23 protein-coding genes are annotated in these 21,461 nt (G+C 33.9%); 7 read left to right on the forward strand and 16 right to left on the reverse strand.

What is annotated here, in order from left to right; genetic code table 11:
• Positions 1-2 precede the first annotated feature (2 nt).
• The 6 genes from ribH to B8963_RS14735 all read left to right on the forward strand — a co-directional run bounded on the left by ribH (position 3) and on the right by B8963_RS14735 (position 5,387).
• A complete protein-coding gene (ribH, locus tag B8963_RS14710; protein ID WP_084062939.1) occupies positions 3-488 on the forward strand; it encodes a 6,7-dimethyl-8-ribityllumazine synthase in 486 nt (161 codons plus the stop codon).
• 171 nt (positions 489-659) lie between these two features.
• Positions 660-890, forward strand: coding sequence for a hypothetical protein (locus tag B8963_RS14715; protein WP_234989680.1), 231 nt, complete (start codon positions 660-662; stop codon positions 888-890).
• Positions 890-2,737: a DNA mismatch repair endonuclease MutL gene (gene mutL, locus B8963_RS14720; protein WP_084062944.1), complete on the forward strand. Its 1,848-nt coding sequence runs from the start codon at positions 890-892 to the stop codon at positions 2,735-2,737. Before B8963_RS14715 ends, mutL begins: the two co-directional genes overlap by 1 nt.
• Positions 2,738-3,481, forward strand: a complete 744-nt coding sequence (locus B8963_RS14725) for a rhomboid family intramembrane serine protease (RefSeq protein WP_084062947.1) — start codon at positions 2,738-2,740, stop codon at positions 3,479-3,481.
• Between the two features lie 2 nt (positions 3,482-3,483).
• Positions 3,484-4,356, forward strand: coding sequence for a rhomboid family intramembrane serine protease (locus tag B8963_RS14730; RefSeq protein ID WP_084062949.1), 873 nt, complete (start codon positions 3,484-3,486; stop codon positions 4,354-4,356).
• Positions 4,356-5,387 carry an endonuclease/exonuclease/phosphatase family protein gene (locus B8963_RS14735; protein ID WP_084062952.1) on the forward strand — a complete coding sequence of 344 codons (1,032 nt, stop codon included), beginning with the start codon at positions 4,356-4,358 and terminating at the stop codon, positions 5,385-5,387. Before B8963_RS14730 ends, B8963_RS14735 begins: the two co-directional genes overlap by 1 nt.
• On the opposite strand, the gene B8963_RS16125 is transcribed toward B8963_RS14735, so the two are convergent.
• The 11 genes from B8963_RS16125 to udk form a co-directional block, all read right to left on the reverse strand.
• Positions 5,364-5,687, reverse strand: coding sequence for a DUF6122 family protein (locus tag B8963_RS16125; RefSeq protein WP_084062954.1), 324 nt, complete (start codon positions 5,685-5,687; stop codon positions 5,364-5,366). The two genes, B8963_RS14735 and B8963_RS16125, sit on opposite strands and share 24 nt — an antisense overlap.
• Entirely contained in the window at positions 5,680-6,315 is a 636-nt protein-coding gene (locus tag B8963_RS14745; RefSeq protein WP_084062989.1) for a WbqC family protein, read from the reverse strand. Before B8963_RS14745 ends, B8963_RS16125 begins: the two co-directional genes overlap by 8 nt.
• A gap of 10 nt (positions 6,316-6,325) precedes the next feature.
• Complete coding sequence (gene lepB / locus B8963_RS14750) at positions 6,326-8,029, reverse strand: signal peptidase I (protein WP_084062957.1); 1,704 nt, start codon at positions 8,027-8,029, stop codon at positions 6,326-6,328.
• 24 nt (positions 8,030-8,053) lie between these two features.
• The gene (gene dapB / locus B8963_RS14755) at positions 8,054-8,755 is read right to left on the reverse strand and encodes a 4-hydroxy-tetrahydrodipicolinate reductase (RefSeq protein ID WP_084062959.1); all 702 of its coding nucleotides are present in this window, start codon (positions 8,753-8,755) and stop codon (positions 8,054-8,056) included.
• A 2-nt stretch (positions 8,756-8,757) separates the two neighbouring features.
• Positions 8,758-9,420 carry a DUF5683 domain-containing protein gene (locus B8963_RS14760; protein ID WP_084062990.1) on the reverse strand — a complete coding sequence of 221 codons (663 nt, stop codon included), beginning with the start codon at positions 9,418-9,420 and terminating at the stop codon, positions 8,758-8,760.
• The gene (locus tag B8963_RS14765) at positions 9,413-10,318 is read right to left on the reverse strand and encodes a ParB/RepB/Spo0J family partition protein (protein ID WP_084062962.1); all 906 of its coding nucleotides are present in this window, start codon (positions 10,316-10,318) and stop codon (positions 9,413-9,415) included. The genes B8963_RS14760 and B8963_RS14765 overlap by 8 nt, the downstream gene beginning before the upstream one ends.
• Entirely contained in the window at positions 10,318-11,091 is a 774-nt protein-coding gene (locus B8963_RS14770) for a ParA family protein (protein WP_084062965.1), read from the reverse strand. The genes B8963_RS14765 and B8963_RS14770 overlap by 1 nt, the downstream gene beginning before the upstream one ends.
• Before the next feature lie 148 nt (positions 11,092-11,239).
• Positions 11,240-13,408 carry a methylmalonyl-CoA mutase gene (gene scpA, locus B8963_RS14775; RefSeq protein ID WP_084062968.1) on the reverse strand — a complete coding sequence of 723 codons (2,169 nt, stop codon included), beginning with the start codon at positions 13,406-13,408 and terminating at the stop codon, positions 11,240-11,242.
• The gene (locus B8963_RS14780; RefSeq protein WP_084062971.1) at positions 13,401-14,768 is read right to left on the reverse strand and encodes a methylmalonyl-CoA mutase subunit beta; all 1,368 of its coding nucleotides are present in this window, start codon (positions 14,766-14,768) and stop codon (positions 13,401-13,403) included. The genes scpA and B8963_RS14780 overlap by 8 nt, the downstream gene beginning before the upstream one ends.
• Positions 14,758-15,090 carry an FtsB family cell division protein gene (locus B8963_RS14785; RefSeq protein WP_084062973.1) on the reverse strand — a complete coding sequence of 111 codons (333 nt, stop codon included), beginning with the start codon at positions 15,088-15,090 and terminating at the stop codon, positions 14,758-14,760. Before B8963_RS14785 ends, B8963_RS14780 begins: the two co-directional genes overlap by 11 nt.
• 32 nt (positions 15,091-15,122) lie before the next feature.
• On the reverse strand, positions 15,123-15,731 hold the full coding sequence (gene udk, locus B8963_RS14790; RefSeq protein ID WP_084062976.1) for a uridine kinase: 609 nt from the start codon (positions 15,729-15,731) through the stop codon (positions 15,123-15,125).
• Between the two features lie 152 nt (positions 15,732-15,883).
• Between udk and B8963_RS14795 the strand changes: the two genes are divergently transcribed.
• Complete coding sequence (locus B8963_RS14795) at positions 15,884-17,098, forward strand: multidrug effflux MFS transporter (protein ID WP_084062978.1); 1,215 nt, start codon at positions 15,884-15,886, stop codon at positions 17,096-17,098.
• 68 nt (positions 17,099-17,166) lie between these two features.
• On the opposite strand, the gene B8963_RS14800 is transcribed toward B8963_RS14795, so the two are convergent.
• The 5 genes from B8963_RS14800 to B8963_RS14820 all read right to left on the reverse strand — a co-directional run bounded on the left by B8963_RS14800 (position 17,167) and on the right by B8963_RS14820 (position 20,989).
• Entirely contained in the window at positions 17,167-17,664 is a 498-nt protein-coding gene (locus B8963_RS14800; protein WP_084062991.1) for a nuclear transport factor 2 family protein, read from the reverse strand.
• A gap of 41 nt (positions 17,665-17,705) precedes the next feature.
• Positions 17,706-18,422, reverse strand: a complete 717-nt coding sequence (locus tag B8963_RS14805) for a PepSY domain-containing protein (RefSeq protein WP_084062992.1) — start codon at positions 18,420-18,422, stop codon at positions 17,706-17,708.
• 43 nt (positions 18,423-18,465) lie between these two features.
• Complete coding sequence (locus tag B8963_RS14810; RefSeq protein WP_084062980.1) at positions 18,466-19,017, reverse strand: ASCH domain-containing protein; 552 nt, start codon at positions 19,015-19,017, stop codon at positions 18,466-18,468.
• A 116-nt stretch (positions 19,018-19,133) separates the two neighbouring features.
• Positions 19,134-20,288, reverse strand: coding sequence for a DUF3800 domain-containing protein (locus B8963_RS14815; RefSeq protein WP_159447304.1), 1,155 nt, complete (start codon positions 20,286-20,288; stop codon positions 19,134-19,136).
• Between the two features lie 2 nt (positions 20,289-20,290).
• On the reverse strand, positions 20,291-20,989 hold the full coding sequence (locus B8963_RS14820; RefSeq protein WP_143312552.1) for a hypothetical protein: 699 nt from the start codon (positions 20,987-20,989) through the stop codon (positions 20,291-20,293).
• Between the last annotated feature and the right edge of the window lie 472 nt (positions 20,990-21,461).

The following is a 21,461-nucleotide window of genomic DNA, read 5'->3' on the forward strand; positions in this document are numbered from 1 at the left end:
GTATGGCTACTGCCAATAAAAATTTATCGGTTTACGATAAAGCTACAATCCCAAATGCGAAGAATTTTCGATTTGGGATTGTTGTTTCTGAATGGAATACCAACATTACCGAAGGATTGTTTTCTGGAGCTCAAGAGGCCTTATTGGATTGTGGCACTTTGCCTGAGAATATTATTCGTTGGGATGTTCCTGGAAGTTTTGAATTAACTTTTGGTAGCAAAAAAATGATCGAAACACAGCGTGTAGATGCTGTTATTGCTATTGGGAGTGTTATTCAAGGAGAAACTAAGCATTTTGATTTTGTTTGTAGTGCAACGGCACAAGGAATAAAAGATTTAAATGTACAAACCGATACGCCTGTAATATTTTGTGTATTAACAGATAATACCTTGCAACAAGCCATTGACCGAAGTGGAGGTATCCATGGGAATAAAGGAACAGAGGCGGCAATTGCAGCAATAAAAATGGCGGCTATTAAAAAGCTTTAAACCATTTTTTTAGTATTATTTATACTTTTTGTTAACAAATTTTGGCAAGCATAAAAGGGAAAACTCTTGTATTTTCAGTACTTTTGAAGAGGAATCAAAATAGTTCTTGTCTTGAGATTAAAAGGATTTAAACTTCGAAAAAACAGTAGTTTCAAATACGTACCCCGCTATATGGAGCAAGAGGGTGTGGAAAATCCTTATAAATTCGATTCTAAATTTTCTAAATATAAGAGTTCTCAGGTCGCCGGTGATATCCGTGGCCAATGGGGAGAGGCACGAAAAGCGAGTAGAACCAAAGGAAATCGAGAGATTAACTTTAGACTAATTGCAATCATAGCAGTTTTGTTTTTTATTGTTTGGTGGTTTTTTGATTTCGATTTATCCCTATTTACTAGATTTTAATGGCTGATATTATTCAACTTTTACCAGACCATGTGGCCAATCAAATTGCTGCTGGTGAGGTGGTTCAACGCCCTGCTTCTGTAGTAAAAGAACTATTGGAAAATGCAATTGATGCTGGCTCGGATGTTGTAAAACTTATCATTAAAGATGGTGGTAAAGCACTAATCCAAGTTATAGATAATGGCATTGGAATGAGTACTACCGATGCACGTTTAAGTTTTGAACGGCATGCCACTTCTAAGATTACTTGTGCAGAGGATTTATTTAATTTGTCTACCAAAGGGTTTCGTGGAGAAGCTTTAGCATCTATAGCGGCTATTGCGCATGTAGAGCTCTTAACAAAAACCGAAACCGACGAAATTGGGGTTCAATTAAAAATTGAAGGGAGTAAAATCATCAATCAAGATCCTATTGTAACTCCCAAGGGAACATCACTTTGTGTAAAGAATTTGTTCTTTAATATTCCTGCAAGGCGTAATTTTTTAAAATCTAATCAGGTAGAATTTAGACATATTACAGACGAATTTCATAGGGTTGCATTGGCACATCCAACTATTGAATTTCATTTTTATAATAATGGAAGCGAAATATTTAATCTTCCAAAATCTAATTACAGGCAGCGCATTGTAAATATTTTCGGTGGAAAAACCAATGAAAAATTGGTGCCTGTTATTGAAGAAACACAAGTGCTTAAAATATCAGGTTTTATAACAAAGCCAGAATTTGCTAAAAAGAGTAGAGGAGAGCAGTTTTTCTTTGTAAATAATAGATTTATAAAAAGTCCTTATTTACATCATGCAGTAGTTAGTGCTTTTGAAGGATTAATTAGATCGGATAATCATCCAGGTTATTTTTTATACCTAGATGTTGATCCGGCGTCAATTGATATTAATATTCATCCTACAAAAACAGAGATTAAGTTTGACGATGAACATACTTTGTATGCGCTTTTACGTTCAGCTATAAAACATGCCTTGGGGCAATTTAATGTTGTTCCTGCTTTAGATTTTGAGCAAGACCAGAATTTAGAAACACCGTACAATTACAAATCTAAAATTGCTGAAGTTCCACGAGTTACTGTAAATCCGACTTTTAACCCTTTTGCAGATGACACTCCAAAAGCTACAAGAGTCCCTATCTACGAAAAGCAAAGTGCAAAAGGATGGGAAAATATGTTTGTAGGTTTAGAGTCTAAGGTAGGTAAGGAGCGCGATTTTAGTAGTGTAAGTTTTGAATCGGAGACGATTACAGGTTCTATTTTTAATAATGAACCAGAAGTAGATCATGTGTCTACCACATTACAATTAAAACGTAAATACATCATTACCACCATAAAATCTGGAATGGTTATTATTGATCAGAGTAGAGCGCACCAGAGAGTATTGTATGAAAATTTCTTAAAAAATATCACGGTTAAAGAGGCGGTAAGTCAACAATTATTATTTCCCATAAGCTTGTCTTTTTCAAAGTCTGATATCGCTATCATTAATGAAATTAAAGACAGTTTGCTTACGCTTGGCTTTGCATTTGATACTGTAGAAGATGATTCTATTGAAATTTCGGGAGTTCCTATTATGGTGCCAGAGAGCGAAGTTGGAATGGTTTTGGATCAATTAATTGCTGATTACCAATTAGATGCGCCTGAAGATAGTTTTTCTCAATCCGATATTGTTTCTAAAACCCTATGTAAGACTCTGGCTGTGAAAACTGGAGAACAATTAGATAGTGAGTCGCAATTGGCCTTAGTGAATGATCTTTTTGCGTGTAAGGAATATAAAATTAGTCCGTTTAATAAACCTATATACATTACCATGACTGGTGATGATATTGATAAAAAATTCTTTTAAATGCTTAGAATTACTGATACCGTAAAACATTTAATCATTATTAATGTTTTGTTTTTTGTTGCCACTCAGGTTTTTGGTGAACAAATGTACCAATGGTTTGCCTTGTGGTTTCCAAAGAATGAAAATTTTGAGTTTTGGCAGGTGATTACGCATATGTTTATGCATGGTGGCTGGTCGCATATTCTTTTTAATATGTTTGGACTCTGGATGTTTGGCTCGCCAGTTGAGCAATATCTCGGTAAAAAACAGTTTATCTTTTTATATTTTTCAGCGGGTTTAGGCGCAGTTTTATTTCAGCTTGGATTTTATTATTTCACCTATTTACCTACGTATTCAGATTTAATAAGTTCTGGGCTAACAGGGGATCAAATAGTACATATGTTATCTTCTAACCAATTAATGGACGGAATTGGTAATGCTCAAAAATTACAGCTACAAGAAATATTTCCAGTTTATAACGCCTCTATGGTAGGAGCATCAGGTTGTATTATGGGAATTTTAGCTGCCTTTGGGGTGATGAACCCAAATGCAGAATTAATGCTGATGTTTTTACCGATACCCATAAAAGCTAAATATTTTATACCTGGGATTATTTTATTAGATATTATCTCAGCATTTTCTGGTCAGTCTTTCTTTAGCCCTAGCAATACGGCTTATATGGCACACGTTGGTGGAGCAGCAATTGGTTTTATTATGATGTGGTATTGGAAGAAAAATTCGTTTAACAAGAATCGTTGGAATTAAGAATGGCTACAGATTTAAGATATCAATATTCAAGATTAAACATTGCTGAGAAACTCATTGTTATAAATGTGGTAATTTTTCTATTTACCAGATTAATAACAGTGCTTTTTAGTTTTGATATGGATACTATTTTGCATTGGTTGGAGCTGCCTAAAGAAATTGGTGTATTTATCTTCCAGCCATGGTCTTTAGTAACCTATGCATTTTTACATGGTAGTTTCGGTCATATTTTTTGGAACATGCTGATGCTCTACTTTACAGGACGAATTTTTATGAACCTATATGGCGAACGAAAATTTATTAATGTCTATTTTTTAGGTGCTATTTTTGGCGGTCTAATTTTTATATTAAGTTATAATATATTTCCGGCTTTAATAGGATTAAACAATTCACTAATTGGTGCATCAGCAGCAGTTATGGCTGTTTTAATATTTGTGTGTACCTATACCCCAAACCAAGAAGTGCGCATTATCTTTTTTAATGTAAAGTTGTGGCATGTTGGTGTATTTAGTGTTTTAATCGATATTTTTTTTATTGGTGGTGGCTCTAATATTGGAGGAAGACTTTCGCATTTAGGGGGAGCTTTTGTGGGCTATTTCTATGCGCGTAAGTTAATGGAGGGGACTGATATTGGTGCGGGATTTTCAAATATGTTAGACCGTATTGGAAATTTATTTACTAAAAATAAAAAGGCCCCAATGAAAACAGTTTACCGTAAACCTACTTCTAATTTAAAAAAATCGGCTGGGAGTGATAAAGAAAAGCATCAAAGACAGATTGATATTATACTAGATAAAATAAGCAAATCGGGTTATGAAAGTCTTTCTAAAGCAGAAAAGGATTTTCTATTTAAAGCAGGTAAAGAAGACGGATAGTGCAGATTGTTTCATTTTTTAAAAAACTCTTTATAGGTATTAATGTGCTCGTTGCAGCATCGTTATTACTTGCTTGCTTGGTACCTTATATATCTTTGGAAACGTTACCCTTTGTGGCATTTTTAAGTTTGGGGATACCTATTCTTGTATTCGTAAATTTATTGTTTTTACTTTTCTGGGCATTTAGCGGTAAAAAGCAATTGTTTTTGTCACTTATAGTTCTTATCATAAGTTACTTTTCGTTAAGTTCCTTTTTTATGTTCCGGTTTACTTCAGATGATGCAGATAGTAAGGCCGATTTAAAAGTGATGACCTATAATGTGCGCGGGTTTAATAGGTATAAAAATATCGATGCTCCAAATGTATTTGATGAAATATTGGATTTGATAAATACTGAAAACCCAGATGTTATTTGTTTTCAGGAGTTTGATGATAATAAGCAAAAGGCATTTAAAAATTATAAATACAAGTATTTAAAGTACATTGATAATAAAGGAAAGGTTACGCTTGCGGTGTATTCTAAATTCCCTATTATCAATGAAGGTTTAATTAATTTTCCGGAAAGTCCTAATAACGCTTCATTTGTAGATATACGTGTTAAAAAGGATACTATACGTGTGTACAATTTACATTTAGAATCTTTGAGAGTAATTCCTGATAAAGATGTTATTGCTAAAGAAGAGTCTAAAAAACTATACAAGCGAGTAACTCATTCCTTTAAAAAACAACAAGAACAGGCAGAAATAATAAAGGAGAATTTGCAAAATACTTCTTATAAGGCCATTGTATGCGGTGATTTTAACGGTACGCAATATTCTAATGTCTACAGAACTATTCGCAGCGATTTACAGGATTCTTTTCAAGAAAAAGGATCGGGTTATGGCCGCACTTATAATTTTAAATATTACCCCGTGCGGATAGATTTTATTCTTGTAGATAAGAGTTTTGAAGTAGTTTCACACCAGAATTATGATGCAAAATTATCGGATCACTTTCCGGTAATGACCTCAATTAACCTCCAATCGCATTAAATAACAATCGGAGTAATCGGCCAGCATATGTAATAATAATGCAATGCCAAAGATTCTGGTCTTTTTAAAGAAAAGTAAAATTACATAAAGCGCTATTGCCCAGTATTGATGAAAAAAATGGAAATTAATACTACATCTATTAGCATCAAACATTGGTGTGGCAAATAAATGGTCTACATCTATTAAAATCGCAGCTAGAAGAATTAAAATTACACGATTTCTATTTTCTTTAAAAAACAGAAAACCTATGAGAATAGGCACAATAAAGTGTATACCGTAATGGATGCAAAACCTAAGCATCTAAAAAATCTAAAGGGATTTCTTGTAAATAGGAAAGTGCATTCGTGCCTTCATTAAATAGTAAATCTAAAATACTCAGGTTCTCAATAAATCCGTTTCTATCATCAAATACCTGCACATATGGAGTAAATGCTACAGGTGCCGTTTTTTTAGCATCAATTAATGTTCTTCCTTCTGTTTCTTTTTCACCTAAGGTTTTATGAAATATAGCTGTTTTAGCGCTCGGCATTTCAATTTGCAGACAATCGCATGCTATTTCAATGGTTTTTAGATTAAAATCTAATAAGGTTTTATATTCTTGGTTGTATAAAACCGCGATTTCATCTTCGTAAAATTCAAAAAAAGGCGATGTTCTATAGGCGGTTTGTAGCGTGCGCCAATGTTGTCTTTGCCATGCATATTTGTTGTCTATCAATACATCGGCATAGGTATTTCTACCTTTAGATTTTCCATTGTGTTTAATAGGAATGCTCAAGGTGTGAAAACCACGATCATTAGCAATATGGCAACGGTTTCTAAAGCTTTGTTTTTGATAATTGCCAGATACTTCCCAAATAATATCGCGTTGTGCTAGTACTGCAAAATTCAATAGATTCAAGAAATACCCAGGATGCATAACTACACTCATCACTATAAAATTATTTTTTAGAGGTAGTTTTTCGTTTTTTTCTGATGAAGTCAAACACAAAATAACCTCCTAAAAGCAATAAAAAGTATTTAAAGTAAGAAACCGGTTCACCTTCACCATTTACGGTCGTGAATACACGATCCCAACGAATACTCCAATTTTTTACGCCTTCTGTAAAGTTATCAAAACTCATCCAAATAAATATAGGAGTACCAACAATGTGGTCTTCTGGAACATAACCCCAAAAACGACTATCTTCAGATTTGTGTCGGTTATCACCCATCATCCAGTAGTAATTTTTCGCGAAGGTATAGGTGTTTGTAGCTTTCCCATCAATTAATATCTGATTGCCAGAAACACTTAAGGTATGGTGCTCGTAATCTTTTATAATTTTCTTATAGAATGGTAAAGTTTCAACCGTTAAATCAATAGTTTTTCCTGCTTCTGGAATATATATGGGACCAAAATTATCCACGTTCCAAGGATAGCTGCTGCTCTGTGGAAAAATACTAGTATCTGCCAAGTTTTGACTGAATCTGGTTACAGATGTTATAGCAGGATTACTGGCATAGTTTTTAGCTTCTTCATCGGTCATATTAAACAGCGCCATATTCTTTACATTTTCTGCTTTTAAGAATGATGCTGCATTTTGAGAAGAGAAGTTACCTGTGTAATAGTTGTAGATAGAATCTGCTTTGATATATTCTAAACTAGTTCTAGTTTTTAAAATTTCTTCAGCATTATCTTGCAATAAGGCAGTTTTTGGAATTCTAAAGATGTATCCAGAAAAGGTATTTATTCCTCCTAAATCTCTTAGAAGCTGATTTGCTATATCGGTCTTAGCGGTTACTACATGAAAAAACTCAGGTTTTGCTCTGTCCGAAAGTTTAAGTTTTTTATCATCTATATAAACATCGCCATTTTTAATAGAAAGCATATCGCCAGGAGTTCCCACACAACGCTTTACATAATTAGATTTTTTATCGATAGGTTTAAGAACTCCTTTTTCTTTAACAAAAAACTTATATACCGTATCTGCAGGCCAACTGAATACTACAATATCATTCTTTTTAACTTTTGTAAAACCAGGTAATCTAAAATAAGGTAATTGTGGTTTGTTTAAGTACGATTTTATATTTAACCCAGGAATGGTGTCATGTACCATAGGAGCTGCCACAGTGGTCATTGGCGTTCTTGCACCGTAATGGAACTTACTCACAAATAAAAAGTCGCCCACTAAAAGTGTTTTCTCTAAAGATGGTGTTGGGATTACATAAGGTTGAATAAAATAGGTATGTACAATACTAGCAGCAACAACGGCAAAAACAATAGAACTTACCCATTCTCCTGCAATAGTTTTTGGCTGTAAACTTCTGTTTTCTATATATTTTACATCTAAAGCATAGTTTACATAATAAATATAAAAACCTAAGGTAAGTAAAACTAACCAGGTATCTAGCAGGGTGTTTTTACCATAACTACGAATGGTTTCTACCCATATCACGGGGAACATCAGTAAATTTATGATGGGTATAAATAATAAAATTACCCACCATTTAGGCCGATTTATTATTTGCATTAATACAATTGCATTGTACACAGGAATTGCTGCTTCCCAAGCTTTTCTTCCTGCTTTAACGTATAATTTCCAAGTCCCTAAAAAGTGAATGACTTGAATAACTAGAATAAAAACTAACCACTGAGTTCCGTTCATTTTATATATTTTTAATTCTTACTGCTATTCTATATGCAATACATCTTTCATGGTGAAGACACCATGTTTACCAATTATCCATTCGGCCGCAGTTATTGCTCCTAAAGCAAACCCTTCGCGATTATGTGCAGTATGTTTAATTTCGATACTATCTACAGCGCTATCGTACGTAATGCTATGTGTACCTGGTACATTAGCTTCACGAATGGCTTTTATAGGTATGTTATGTGCTTCTTTTTTATCTAGTTTCCAACCAGAATAGGCAGAATTTTTAATAATACCTTCCGCTAAAGTAATGGCTGTACCGCTTGGTGCATCTAATTTTTGAGTATGATGAATTTCTTCCATAGAAACTGAATACGCCGTAATGTTCGCTATCATTTTAGCAAGGTATTCGTTCAATTCAAAAAATAAATTCACCCCTAAACTAAAATTCGATGCATAAATAAAGGCACCGTTGTTTTCGTTGCACAATACAACAGCTTCTTCATACTTCTCTAACCATCCAGTAGTGCCACAAATTATAGGTGTGTTATTTTCTAAACACATTTTTATATTGTTAAAAGCTGCTGAAGGCTGACTAAAATCTATGGCTACATCAATAGTAGAAAAATCTATTTCGGTTTGATCAACATCAATTTTAGCAACAATAGTATGGTTTCTTTTTAAGGCTAGGGTTTCAATCATTTTACCCATTTTTCCATACCCAAAAAGTGCGATGTTCATTTTTAAAATTTTATAGTTAAAGCCATCCCATAATTAGGTTCAGCAGTAATATTGTTATAATCTAAATAAGGTTGAATGTCAAAACTTAGATTGTCATCAACATTAAATTGTTTTAAATGCGAATCTACGTTAGCATCAATAATATTCAAAGCATATAATCCAATAGTCAGTAACAGCATTAAATCGCGATCCCTTTGGTATTTTTCTTGTGCATCTTGTAATGCAGAAGTAGAAAATTCAGGGGATGTTGGAGGTACATCACTAATTGGTGGTAAGTCATAGAATTCGTCATCGGTAAAGCCAGCCTGTCTTCTTTTAAATGCAGTTCTGAATCTTTTATAGCGCGAATTGTTAAAATCGTAGGCGTAAATACTGGTGCCTAACGCTGCATACACGATAGGAACTTTCCAGTAACGCTTATTGTAAATTTGCCCTAATCCAGGTAATATTGCGGAATAAAATGCCGCTTTTGCCGGTGCAAGTGGATTTATTTCTACTTTTTTCTTCAGAACGGCTTCTTGCATGATAATACCATCCTTTTTTAATTCTGTTTTAACAGAATCTATCTGCTGATCTTCTTTGATCGCAGGTATGCTATCTTGTTGTGCAAATACAGAACAAGTGAAGCATAAAATTAGAAGTATAACAATGGAATTCTTACGCACCAAGAATTAATTTTTTAATTCGATCAAAATCCGCTTCAGAATTAAAAGGAATAATCAATTTACCTTTTCCTTTATCGGTGGCTTTGGCTTCTACTTTTACCGATAAATAGGCATTAAAATCTTGAATACTCTTCTCAATAAATTGAGGATTTTTATCAGATTTTACGGCAGTTACTTTTTTACCGCTTTTAGGTTCTTGATATTCTTTTACTGCTTTTTCAGTTTCGCGAACCGATAAATTTTCACCTATAATTTTTTCGTAAAGCGCCAGTTGGTCATCTTTCTTTTCAACATTCACCAACGCTCTACCATGGCCCATACTTAAAAAGCCATCTCTAATACCTGTTTGTACAATAGGGTCTAAACGTAATAGACGCAAGTAATTGGTTATAGTTGACCTTTTTTTACCTACACGCTCACTCATTTTTTCTTGAGTAAACTGAATTTCGTCTATTAAACGTTGGTAGGATAAAGCAATTTCAATAGGGTCTAAATCTTGTCTTTGGATATTTTCTACCAAAGCCATTTCTAATGATTCTTGATCATTAGCTATTCTAATATACGCAGGGATGGTTTCTAAACCTATTAATTTAGAAGCTCTAAATCTACGTTCCCCAGATACTAACTGGTATTTGTTAAAATCTAATTTACGAACTGTAATTGGCTGAATTACACCTAATTCTTTAATAGAAGATGCTAATTCTTGTAAGGCTTCATCATTAAAATTAGAACGGGGTTGAAAAGGGTTAACCTCAATAGCTTCCAAATCTAATTCTACTATATTCCCTACTACTTTATCAGCATTTTTATCTGTTGCCGAATTAATATCATTGTTAGGATCTTTAAGTAAAGCAGATAAACCTCTCCCTAACACTTGTTTTTGTGTTGCTTTCGCCATTATACTTTTTCCTTATTTTTCTTCAATACTTCTTGTGCTAAGTTTAGGTAATTGGTTGCTCCTTTACTTGCAGCATCATATTTAATTATACTTTCTCCATAACTTGGAGCCTCGCTTAAACGAACGTTTCTTTGAATGATGGTATCAAAAACCATTTCGCTAAAATGCTTACGTACTTCTTCTACCACTTGGTTAGAAAGTCGTAATCGAGAATCGTACATTGTTAATAACATTCCTTCAATATCCAAATCTGGATTATGAATTCTTTGCACACTTTTAATGGTGTTCAATAGTTTACCTAAACCTTCTAATGCAAAATACTCGCATTGTATTGGAATTATTACTGAATCGGCCGATGTTAAAGCATTTAATGTAAGTAAACCTAATGATGGAGCACAGTCTATTAATATATAATCGTACTTATCTTTTAGGTGCATGATGCTTTTTTTCATCATGTATTCGCGTTCATCTTTGTCTACCAATTCAATTTCAATAGCTACAAGATCTATATGCGCAGGAATCAAATCAACATTTGGGGATGTTGTTTCGATAATAGTTTCTTCTGCTTTTTTGGTATGCTCTAACAGTTGATAGGTACCAATTTCGATACTATCTACATCAATTCCGAGCCCAGAAGTTGCATTTGCCTGAGGATCTGCATCTATTAAAAGCACCTTTTTTTCCAGCACACCTAGGGACGCGGCTAGATTTACTGTAGTAGTGGTTTTACCCACTCCACCTTTTTGATTTGCTATGGCTATTATCTTGCCCATGTTTGTAAGTAAGTTAGGGGCTAAAAATACGATTATTTACAATGCTAAAAAATGTATTTTGTTAACAGTTCGTGAATAAACACTACTTGTAGCGTTAAAGTTGGTTAAAATTTTAAGTTTTTAGGGAGCTAAGTTATTCAGTTTGTGCTTAATCTATCAAAATTTCTAAAATTTGAATAGCTGCATCACTAATTTTTGTTCCAGGTCCAAAAACAGCAACTGCTCCTGCATCAAATAAATATTGATAGTCTTGTTTTGGAATTACTCCTCCAACGATTACCATAATATCTTCTCTGCCATACTTTTTTAATTCTTCTATAACTTGAGGTACTAAGGTTTTGTGTCCTGCAGCTAATGAAGATACTCCAAGAATATGCACATCATTCTCAACAGCTTGTTTAGCGGCTTCTGCAGGGGTTTGAAAAAGGGGACCAATGTCTACATCAAAACCAAGATCGGCATAACTGGTGGCTACCACTTTGGCACCACGATCATGACCATCTTGACCCATTTTTGCAATCATTATGCGTGGTCTACGACCATCTTGTTCTGCAAAAGTATCGGCTAGGGCTCTTGCTTTTTTAAAGCTTTCGTTATCTTGAATTTCTTTTGAGTACACACCAGTAAAGGTTTTAATTACAGCTTTGTGTCTTTTAAAGGCAATTTCTAGAGCATCACTAATTTCTCCTAATGTGGCTCTTGCTTTTGCCGCTTCCACAGCTAAAGCTAATAAATTGTTTTCACTAAGTTCCTTATTGGCAATAGAATCTTCTTTTGAAAATTCGGTTTTTAGTTGTGCAGCAGCGGTTAAATTTTGTAAGGCCTCCGCAACTGCCTGTGGATTTCTTTTTTGTTTGATGGCTGCTAAACGTTCCAATTGTTGTCTTCTAACTTCTTGGTTGTCTACTTCTAAAATATGTAAAGGATCTTCTTTTTCTAATTGATAACTGTTTACACCTATTATTTTATCACGGTTACTATCTATTCTAGCTTGTTTTTTTGCGGCGGCTTCTTCAATACGCATTTTTGGTATTCCGGCTTCAATGGCTTTGGTCATGCCGCCTAAATATTCTACTTCTTCTATTAAAGCCCAAGCTTTTTCAACAAGTTCATGGGTTAAGGTTTCTACATAATAACTACCTGCCCACGGATCAACAGTTTTAGTAACTTTTGTTTCTTCTTGAATAAATAATTGTGTATTTCTAGCAATGCGAGCCGAAAAATCTGTTGGTAAAGCAATAGCTTCGTCTAATGCATTGGTATGCAAACTTTGTGTTCCACCCAATACCGCTGCCATGGCTTCAATGGTGGTTCGCGCAACATTATTAAAAGGATCTTGCTCTGTTAAACTCCATCCACTTGTCTGACTATGGGTTCTGAGTGCTAAAGATTTATCGGACTTTGGATGGAATTGCTTCACCATTTTCGCCCATAACATTCTCGCAGCTCTAAGTTTGGCAATTTCCATAAAATGGTTCATTCCAATGCCCCAAAAGAAAGATAATCGAGGAGCAAAATCATCAATCTTTAAGCCTGCTTTTAATCCTGTTCTTATATATTCTAAACCGTCTGCTAACGTGTAGGCTAACTCAATATCTGCCGTAGCACCTGCTTCTTGCATGTGGTAACCAGAAATACTAATGCTATTAAATTTTGGCATGCATTTACTGGTATACTCAAAAATATCTGCAATAATATTCATAGATGGTGCAGGAGGGTAGATGTAGGTGTTGCGCACCATAAACTCCTTTAAAATATCATTTTGTATGGTACCCGAAAGTTGTTCTAAAGAAACTCCTTGTTCTTGTGCAGCCACTATATAAAAGGCTAAAATGGGTAAAACGGCACCATTCATAGTCATAGAAACCGACATTTCACCTAAAGGAATACCATCAAATAAAATTTTCATATCCTCCACGGAGTCTATGGCAACGCCTGCTTTTCCAACATCACCAACAACACGCTCGTGATCGCTATCGTAACCGCGATGTGTAGGCAAATCAAAAGCTACAGAAAGTCCTTTTTGACCCCCTTTTAAATTGCGTCTGTAAAAAGCATTACTTTCTTCGGCAGTAGAAAATCCGGCATATTGTCTTATGGTCCACGGTCTTTGTACATACATAGTGGCGTACGGGCCTCTTAAAAATGGAGGGATACCTGCGGCAAATGCTATATGCTCAAGCGATTCAATATCTTTTTCTTGATAAACAGATTTTATATCGATACCTTCTGAGGTCTCAAACGCAGCAATCGGAGCATGTTGCTCTTTGGTAGAAACTTTGGATAGGCCGATATGTTGAAGGTCTTTTCTACTCATCTTCCAATCTTTTTTGTTCTAGAACTTCTGCTAAGCGTTTTTCTATAATTGGTTCTATAATCGATTTTCTTGGCTTATTTTTTACAAAAGGATAAAGTTCTAATTCGCCTTTCATTTTATCTATGCTCGAATCGTATTTATTAGTACCAACTAAAATTTCTTTTCTAGCATCAAAAAGATCTTGCTCTTTTTGGGCACTTTCCTTTATTTTTTTCTGAATGGCATGGCTTTTCAACTGACTTAAAAATCCGCCTGCTTTTTCCAAATTTTTGAATAATTCCAAGGCTTTTTCTGCCAATTGGTTGGTGATACTTTCTATATAGTACGCACCATCTGAAGGATTTGTAGTTTTATCAAAATAACTTTCTTCCTTTAAAATCACTAATTGATTTCTAGCAATGCGCTCTGCAAAATCGTTGGTTTTATGATAAATAGCATCATAAGGTAAATTGCAAACGGCATCTGCACCACCCAATATGGCCGACATGCATTCTGTGGTGCTACGGAGCATATTGGTATTATAATCGTATAATGTTTTATTTCTTTTCGATGGCACAGCCAGAATTTCACAGGTCTGTTTAGCACCATATTCCATAGCCAAAGCATTCCAAAGTATCCGAAGGGCTCTTATTTTTGCTATTTCAAAAAAATAATTGGCTCCCATAGAAACCTTAAAAGTCACCGTAATAGTAGGTAAAGCAGCTTCAGAAATTTGATTTAAATATTCGTTGGCATGCGCTATTGCATAAGCTAATTGTTGCACGGTATTGGCGCCTGCGTTTTGATACAAAGTAGCATCAATCGTAAGGGAATGGCTGTCTTTTAATAATGCCGAAAACTGTTCGAAATCGTTCTCTAAAGTATCGTGCCAATTGCCCGTTTTGCTTAGGTTATTGATGATATCAAAATTAAAATAGATGCCAGCAATCGAGGGGTTCTGCAAACGAGTAAATTTTGAAATATAGTCTACAGATAAAAACTTGAATTCGAGATATAATTTGGTACTTTCTAAATTAATGTTATTCAGTAGCGTATTCACCTCAATATCATCAGAAGGTATACTAAACAAAATACTTTCAGCGCCTCTATCCAATGCTTTTAGCGCTTTTTTGTTGGCTATTTCGGCATTACCAGCATAAATAGCTTGGGTAATTTTCCAACCATCTTTTTTTTGTACGGTATTTTCAATTCCTTCAAGATCTTCGGCATGGTAAAAGGGTTTTACTTTTATCCCTTCCAAAGATTCCCATACTAAGGTTTCGTTATAGTCTTTTCCTTTCAGATCAAACTGAATTTTTTGCTTCCACTGCTTGGCAGAAACCTCAGAGAATTCATTAAAAAGATTGTTACTACTCTTCATCCTTTAGGTTTAAACTGTCTTCGTACTCTATCAAATAAATTTCTTCGTTTTGTCTTTTTAAGTAATATTGTTCCCTAGCAAATTTTTTAAGTTCTTCTTTATCGGATAGTTTTTCAATAATCACCTTATCCTTGGCAATTTCTTCTTTTAGGTATTCTCTAGTTTTTTCTAAGTTGTTTATTTCTTTTTTAAGCTCCCAGTGAATTAGTAAAGAGTTGGTGTCAAAAAACAACATCCAAATAACAAAAACAGTAAGCACCATAACATACATGTTTGAGGCTACTTTAAACCATTTTTTAGTTTTTAACTCGTTTAAATTCATAAGGTTCTTTTAAGAGACTATGGTGTATTAACTTATACTAGTTTTTCGTTAATAATACTTTTTACAATTTCTACAGCAACTGTATTGTATTTGTTATTGGGGATGATAATATCCGCATATTCTTTGGTAGGCTCAATGAATTCTTCGTGCATTGGCTTAATAATAGATTGGTATTTAGTAATGGTATCATCTAGATCCCAACCACGCTCGTTTACATCTCTTTTTAATCGGCGTATTAAGCGTTCATCAGAATCGGCATGTACAAATATTTTAATATCGAACATTTTTCGAATTTCAGGATTTGTCAAAATCAAAATACCTTCAACAATCATCACTTTTCTAGGGTGCGTAGGTACCGTTTCATCGGTTCGGTTGCATTCTAAAAAAGAGTATACGGGTTGTTGAATAGATTTTCCTTCTCGCAACTCTTTTAAATGCTGTGTTAATAGTTCAAAATCGATAGAATTTGGATGGTCAAAATTTGTTTTTCTACGGTCTTGTAAGGTCAAGTGCGACAAATCGTTATAATAAGAATCTTGAGAGATGACACCAACTTCCCCTATAGGAAGCTCGTTAATGATCTGATTTACTACCGTTGTTTTACCACAACCTGTTCCTCCCGCAATTCCAATTATAAGCATTCTAAACTATTTTGTGACAAAAATAGGTATTTGAAATCGAATTGACCACTGGTACATGCAAACAAATTTTAAAGGCAATTGGCATATTAATTTTAGGTAAAATGATAGGGTTTTACTGCTTTTAAATAATTGCTTATCCGTATTTTTGCCGAATGAAAAATGAAAAGGCAAAACCTAGTTTTGAATTTGTAGCCTTAATGGCTTCATTAATGTCGATTGTAGCGTTATCTATTGATGCGCTTTTACCTGCCTTGTCTAATATTGGTATTGCTATACATAGTTTAGATGCCACCGATCATCAGTTGCTTATTACCATGATTTTTTTAGGCTTAGGCGTTGGTCAATTATTTTTTGGTCCGTTGTCGGATAGCTTCGGTAGAAAACCCATTATTTATATTGGTTTTGCCTTGTTTATCCTTTCTAGTTTGCTCTGTATTTTTGCCACCAGTCTAGAAATGATGATTATAGGTAGAATTTTACAAGGTATAGGATTGTCTGCTGCCCGAACTATATCAATTTCTATTATTAGAGATACCTACGAGGGTAATTATATGGCCAAAGTAATGTCGTTTGTTACCGCGTTTTTTATCTTAATTCCTGTCGTTGCGCCTGCTTTTGGGAAGTTAATTTTAGACAATTTGGGGTGGCAAGCCATTTTCTACATGCAGATGTTTTTTGCCTTGATTATCGGTATTTGGTTTTGGAAAAGGCAGCCAGAAACCTTACACCCAGAATATAAAGTTACGTTTACCGGTCGTGTTTTTATAGACGGACTAAAGGAGCTAGTAAAATATAAAGAAACCTTGGCCTGTACGACCATATCTGGCTTAATCACAGGAGCTTTTTTAGTGTATTTAAGTTCTGCGCAACATGTTTTTGAAGACCAGTATAATTTAAAGGAAACATTTCCTTATTTATTTGCGGCTTTGGCGGTTTCTATTGGAACTTCTACGTTTTTAAATGGTACGCTTGTATTGCGTTTTGGTATGCGTAAATTGGCATTTATTGCCTTGATCAGTTTTACAACATTATCTTTAGGGTATGTGGCTTTATTTTGGGGTACAGCTAACCCAAGCGTTGTTATATTGATGTTGTTTTTGTCCCTTATTTTCTTTTGCCTTGGGTTTATTTGGGGAAATATGCGTTCTATTGCTATGGAGCCAATTGGTCATATTGCAGGGATAGGCGCTGCCATAACAGGATTCATTTCTACGGTAGTTTCTATCCCTATTGCCACTTTTATAGGAAGTTTTGTAACGATTACCGTATTGCCTTTATTTGTTGGATTAGGAATTTGTGGCATTGTTGCCATAATTATATTTGTAATCTTTAGGCAACCTGCTTCCGAAGTGGTTTTAGAAGGGTAATCTGATTGATTTTTACAGCATCGGATTTCATCGGTTCTAGATTTTTTATGAACTAGCGAATAGCTTACTTAATGCAAACTAATTACTTTGGTAATCGTCCATTTTTCAATTCCTTGCTTCCAAATTACAATAAATTTACTAGGTTTAGAAATGGCATCTGGTTCTTCGTTATTATAAAATTTATGGTAGCCAATTTCTATTGCTCCGTAATTATTAATAGGATAAACTTCTATACTACCTTCCAATAAAGTACGTGTAACTTTGTTACAAATATTATTTTGAAGTGCCATTAATAGCTCTGGTTTAGAGGTAGACAAGCCCCCTTTGTCATGAAAAAATTCTAGGTCATCATCATATAATGCCGCCTGGGTTTCCATATCGCAGGAGTTGTAGGCATCAAAATAGGTTTTATCTAAGGCTACAATAGTGTCATAGATTTCTTGATTGATGGGCACATAAACGGCTTCTTTAATGTCTTGATAGGTTTCTTGATAGGTTTCTTGAGCTGTGCTGATTGCTGTTAAGAATACAATTACTGTGAATGCGACTGATTTAATTTTGTTCATTATCATGATGTTTTTTTTTTGATGATTGATTGATTTTATTTTTAATTATTTACTTTATTTCTCCTTGTATATTTTCTGATGCTTGGTGATGACGTAAACCATAACAGAAAGCCACTCATAACGGTGATAACCCCTAATAGCGAAAATGCTCGTAATACTGTGGTATTAAAATTATCGCGCCCTTCATAATCCATCGTGTGGGTCATCCATAAAAAATCGAACCAACGCCAATCGCGGTGACGTACCGTTTGGAATTTTCCATCTTTGATAGATACGTAGGCTTTTACGGCTTCATCACTGGTATAAGAAATTACATATGCTGGCAATAGCTTTTCGCGGTACTCGTGGTGTTTGCCAGTGTGGTGTATACCAGTTACCGAAGCTACTTCTAAATCACTTTTCATATGGTTTTGAGCAATGTATAAGGCCTCTTCTTTGGTGATGCTATCTTTTGCCGTACCCTCAAGTGCATTGTAAAGTTGGGTGTTATTAACCCAGTAATGCGGAATGCCCTTAATATCTCGTAGCTCTATGGTTTGTATGTTGTCTGAAAGGGGAAGTTTAGACGGACTTATAAGCTGCTCAAAAGCTTTTGGGGTATAGTTAGGATTTTTAAAATGGTCGCCGTGTATTTCGTCTAAATTGGTCCAACTAAAATACAAACCGCTTAAGGTCCATAATAGAAACTGAATACCTAAAAATAAACCTAAATACCTGTGGGTTTTTCTAATTTTAAGCGCGGTATTTCTTTTCACTATAACCATTTTTTTTGAAGCTATGAATTTAAAACAAAAACGGATATTATTTAGTAGTCCAAATAGTTTCAAATTTTTCGCAAAAAATAAGCATGTTTTCTGTTGGTTTTACGCCGCTTACTTTTGAAAATTCTTCAAAAAAGTCCCAATGCGCTTTTTTCCATTTTTCAAGCGGTTCTATAGTTGTTCCTAAATCTAGTGCTGCGTAGTCTGCCGTAATTTCATTAAACGGAACAATAGCCACACTTTTAATTTCTATAATCGCCATAGCTTCCCCATCAAAATTGGTGATGATGCGTTTGGTACCTACCGTAGGCACATCCATTTCATAAATGGTGTATAAGGAGTATAAAGATGAACTAGCTTGTTTTTTACCACTTACCGTTAATTCCGCTAGCCGATCTGCATCTTCTTTATTATTATGAAAATACCAAGACTCGGGGAGTTCATCATTTTTAAATTCTGGATGTTCTTGAATATAGCTATTCCAGATGGCATAAACCGATTGGTCTAGACCGTCTTCCGCTAGCACTTCCTTTTTTGGATCACTTTTGCAGCTGAAGAGGAGTAGTACTAGAATTAGGGAGAGGTGTTTCATTGGTTTTGAAGTATTAAGTTACTTTATGGTTTTTTGTGCAGTTTTAAAATAAAGATCTAATAAATGAATAACAGCCTAAACTAGCAATTTTTTATATGCTTTGTAGTGATTAATGATTATAATTGTTCTATTAGTTTTTTAATTCGTTCAAATTGATTGTCTTTTTCTAATGGATTAATTTTATTAAATGATAACTGTGAAATATTTTGGTTTAAAACTTTTATTTTGTTGAGCATGGGTATAATATATTTCATAAAATGACTAAAATGCTGTTCAATGTCAGAATAATTAGAGGCTAATTTATAACCTGGTTTGCCGGAATGACTAATAATAAACAGGCCTTCATATCTTAAATCTCTTATTAATAGTCGAAGTTTATCTTCATTTATAGTTTTTGAGAAATTTTTCAAAAAACTAATTAACTCAAAGCTAGGAACAAGTCTTTCTGAATCAATTTTTGAATTTGTATATAAGTATTCCAATAATCTCCTTTTCAAAGCATCTTCGCTTTTTTGAGATAACTCAAGATAATTTTTTAATGATTCAAGATTTAATTGGCTAATTTCCTTACTCAAAGTTTTTGTTTGTTTAACTTCTTTATTACTAATCTTTAGATAAGGATAATAACTGACGGACATTCTTGTATGAAGAATTTCATAAATTTTAGAGCTTTCAGAATTGTAATGACTTAAGCAAAAAAGACGACCTAACGAACCAGCGATTATGTCTGCAAGTTGCACTAGTTTTTCGTCAGTTTTATCATCTGAAAGTTCAAATGTTCTATCAGGATTAAAAAGGTCTCTTTGTGTTCCGTAATTATCTATAAAATTGACTAATTCTGTTCTAAAATTATCAAAACCTAATTTGTCTAAATATATATTATAAGAACTGTATACCTGATTATATTTTCTAATTAATACCTTTTGAAAATATTTATAAAATGTTTTTTTAAACCTTAGCCCACCTTCATCTTTGTCTAATTTACTTTTGTCGATTACTAGAACATCAATAGTGAAATCTAAATTCTCTTTTAAATAATTAAGTATATCTAATCTTTTTTGAAAATATTTTTTATCTCCAAGGTTTTTTGATTTTATATCATTTCCTAATCTAAATTTTTTACAGATTTCCTTTCGCAAAGTTCTTGCGCTTTCAACTTCAGATTCTGGAATAATTATAGATGCATAAACAAAATGACTGAACGTACCTTGTTTAGAAAGGTCTAAATGTGAATTTCCAAATTCATCAATAAATATTTTCGCTTTTTCCAAGGTTATTTTTTACTTTTCTTTTCAAGAATACTCTTCATGCTTGTGGTGAATTGCTTTGAGGCTTCTTTACTTTGGATTATTTGATTAATAAGGAAAGTTAGAATATCCTTAATGTGACTAGCATTTTCAAGACAGCTTTCATCAGAATCGGCATGAAGTCCTTCACTTAATTCACTGTGTAAAACTCCTAATGGATTCATTCCACTTGGTCTTAAAATGGTTGGTAATAAATCTTTTACCAAGTCAATTTTTTCCTGTGCAACTCTTGTTTTTTTCGTTTCTTCTAATGCCGCTTTATATTCTGCCTGGTGTTCAGTCTCTATTAAATCAGAAATTGAGTTTAATAACTCATCTATTATTTCTTCAGTTATTCTTCGATAATACGCAAATGCACCGATACCATAACCTTGAGATTCACAAACAAGCCCTTTTCTAAATGTCTTTGCATGTTTCCCTAGTGTTTTTTCAAGATTTTTATCCATTTTAATCTCCCATTCTGGATATTGACCGAACTTATAAACAAAGTCTAAATCTGGACTTATATAAACTTGAAATTGTCTGGTAAAGCTTCTACAAGATTGACATTGATAAACAAGTCTTACTTTTTCATCTGCGGAACCTGCATTGAGGTACTGATGAAAATCATAATACTCATTAATCATATTAAAAGTCTGGGTTGAACCACAGTTGCGACATTCCATATTTATTGGTGGTTTAGGAATGTTATCCAATTTGCTAGGAACTTCACATGTCAACTTTCTAAACAATGAATATTCTTCTAAAAACTCTTTATTCATATTGTATTTCTAATTGTACACAACGGTAAGGCTCGTATGTTTGTTTCTTAGTTTGAAGATAGTATATTTTTAAGAGATTAGGAGGTTCGGCTAGATACAAATTAATTGATATCGTTTCATAGAATTAAAACTTTTAGAGAGCTACTACTTTTTAAAAAGTAGTAGTTTAGATACTGAACATTAAACTAAAATAGAAGGGATAGCGAGTTCTCGGCTAGATACATTTAAAATGATATCGTTTCATAGAAATCCCACCCTTCTATAATTTTCTTAGAATCTGAACAGTACCTAGATCCATTACAGAGAGATCGAATCAAACGCGAGCAAAGGTTAACAAGAGAATTATAGTTTATAAAAATGATAATATGGATAAGGT

The organism is Cellulophaga tyrosinoxydans (assembly GCF_900176415.1).
Lineage (GTDB): Bacteria > Bacteroidota > Bacteroidia > Flavobacteriales > Flavobacteriaceae > Cellulophaga > Cellulophaga tyrosinoxydans.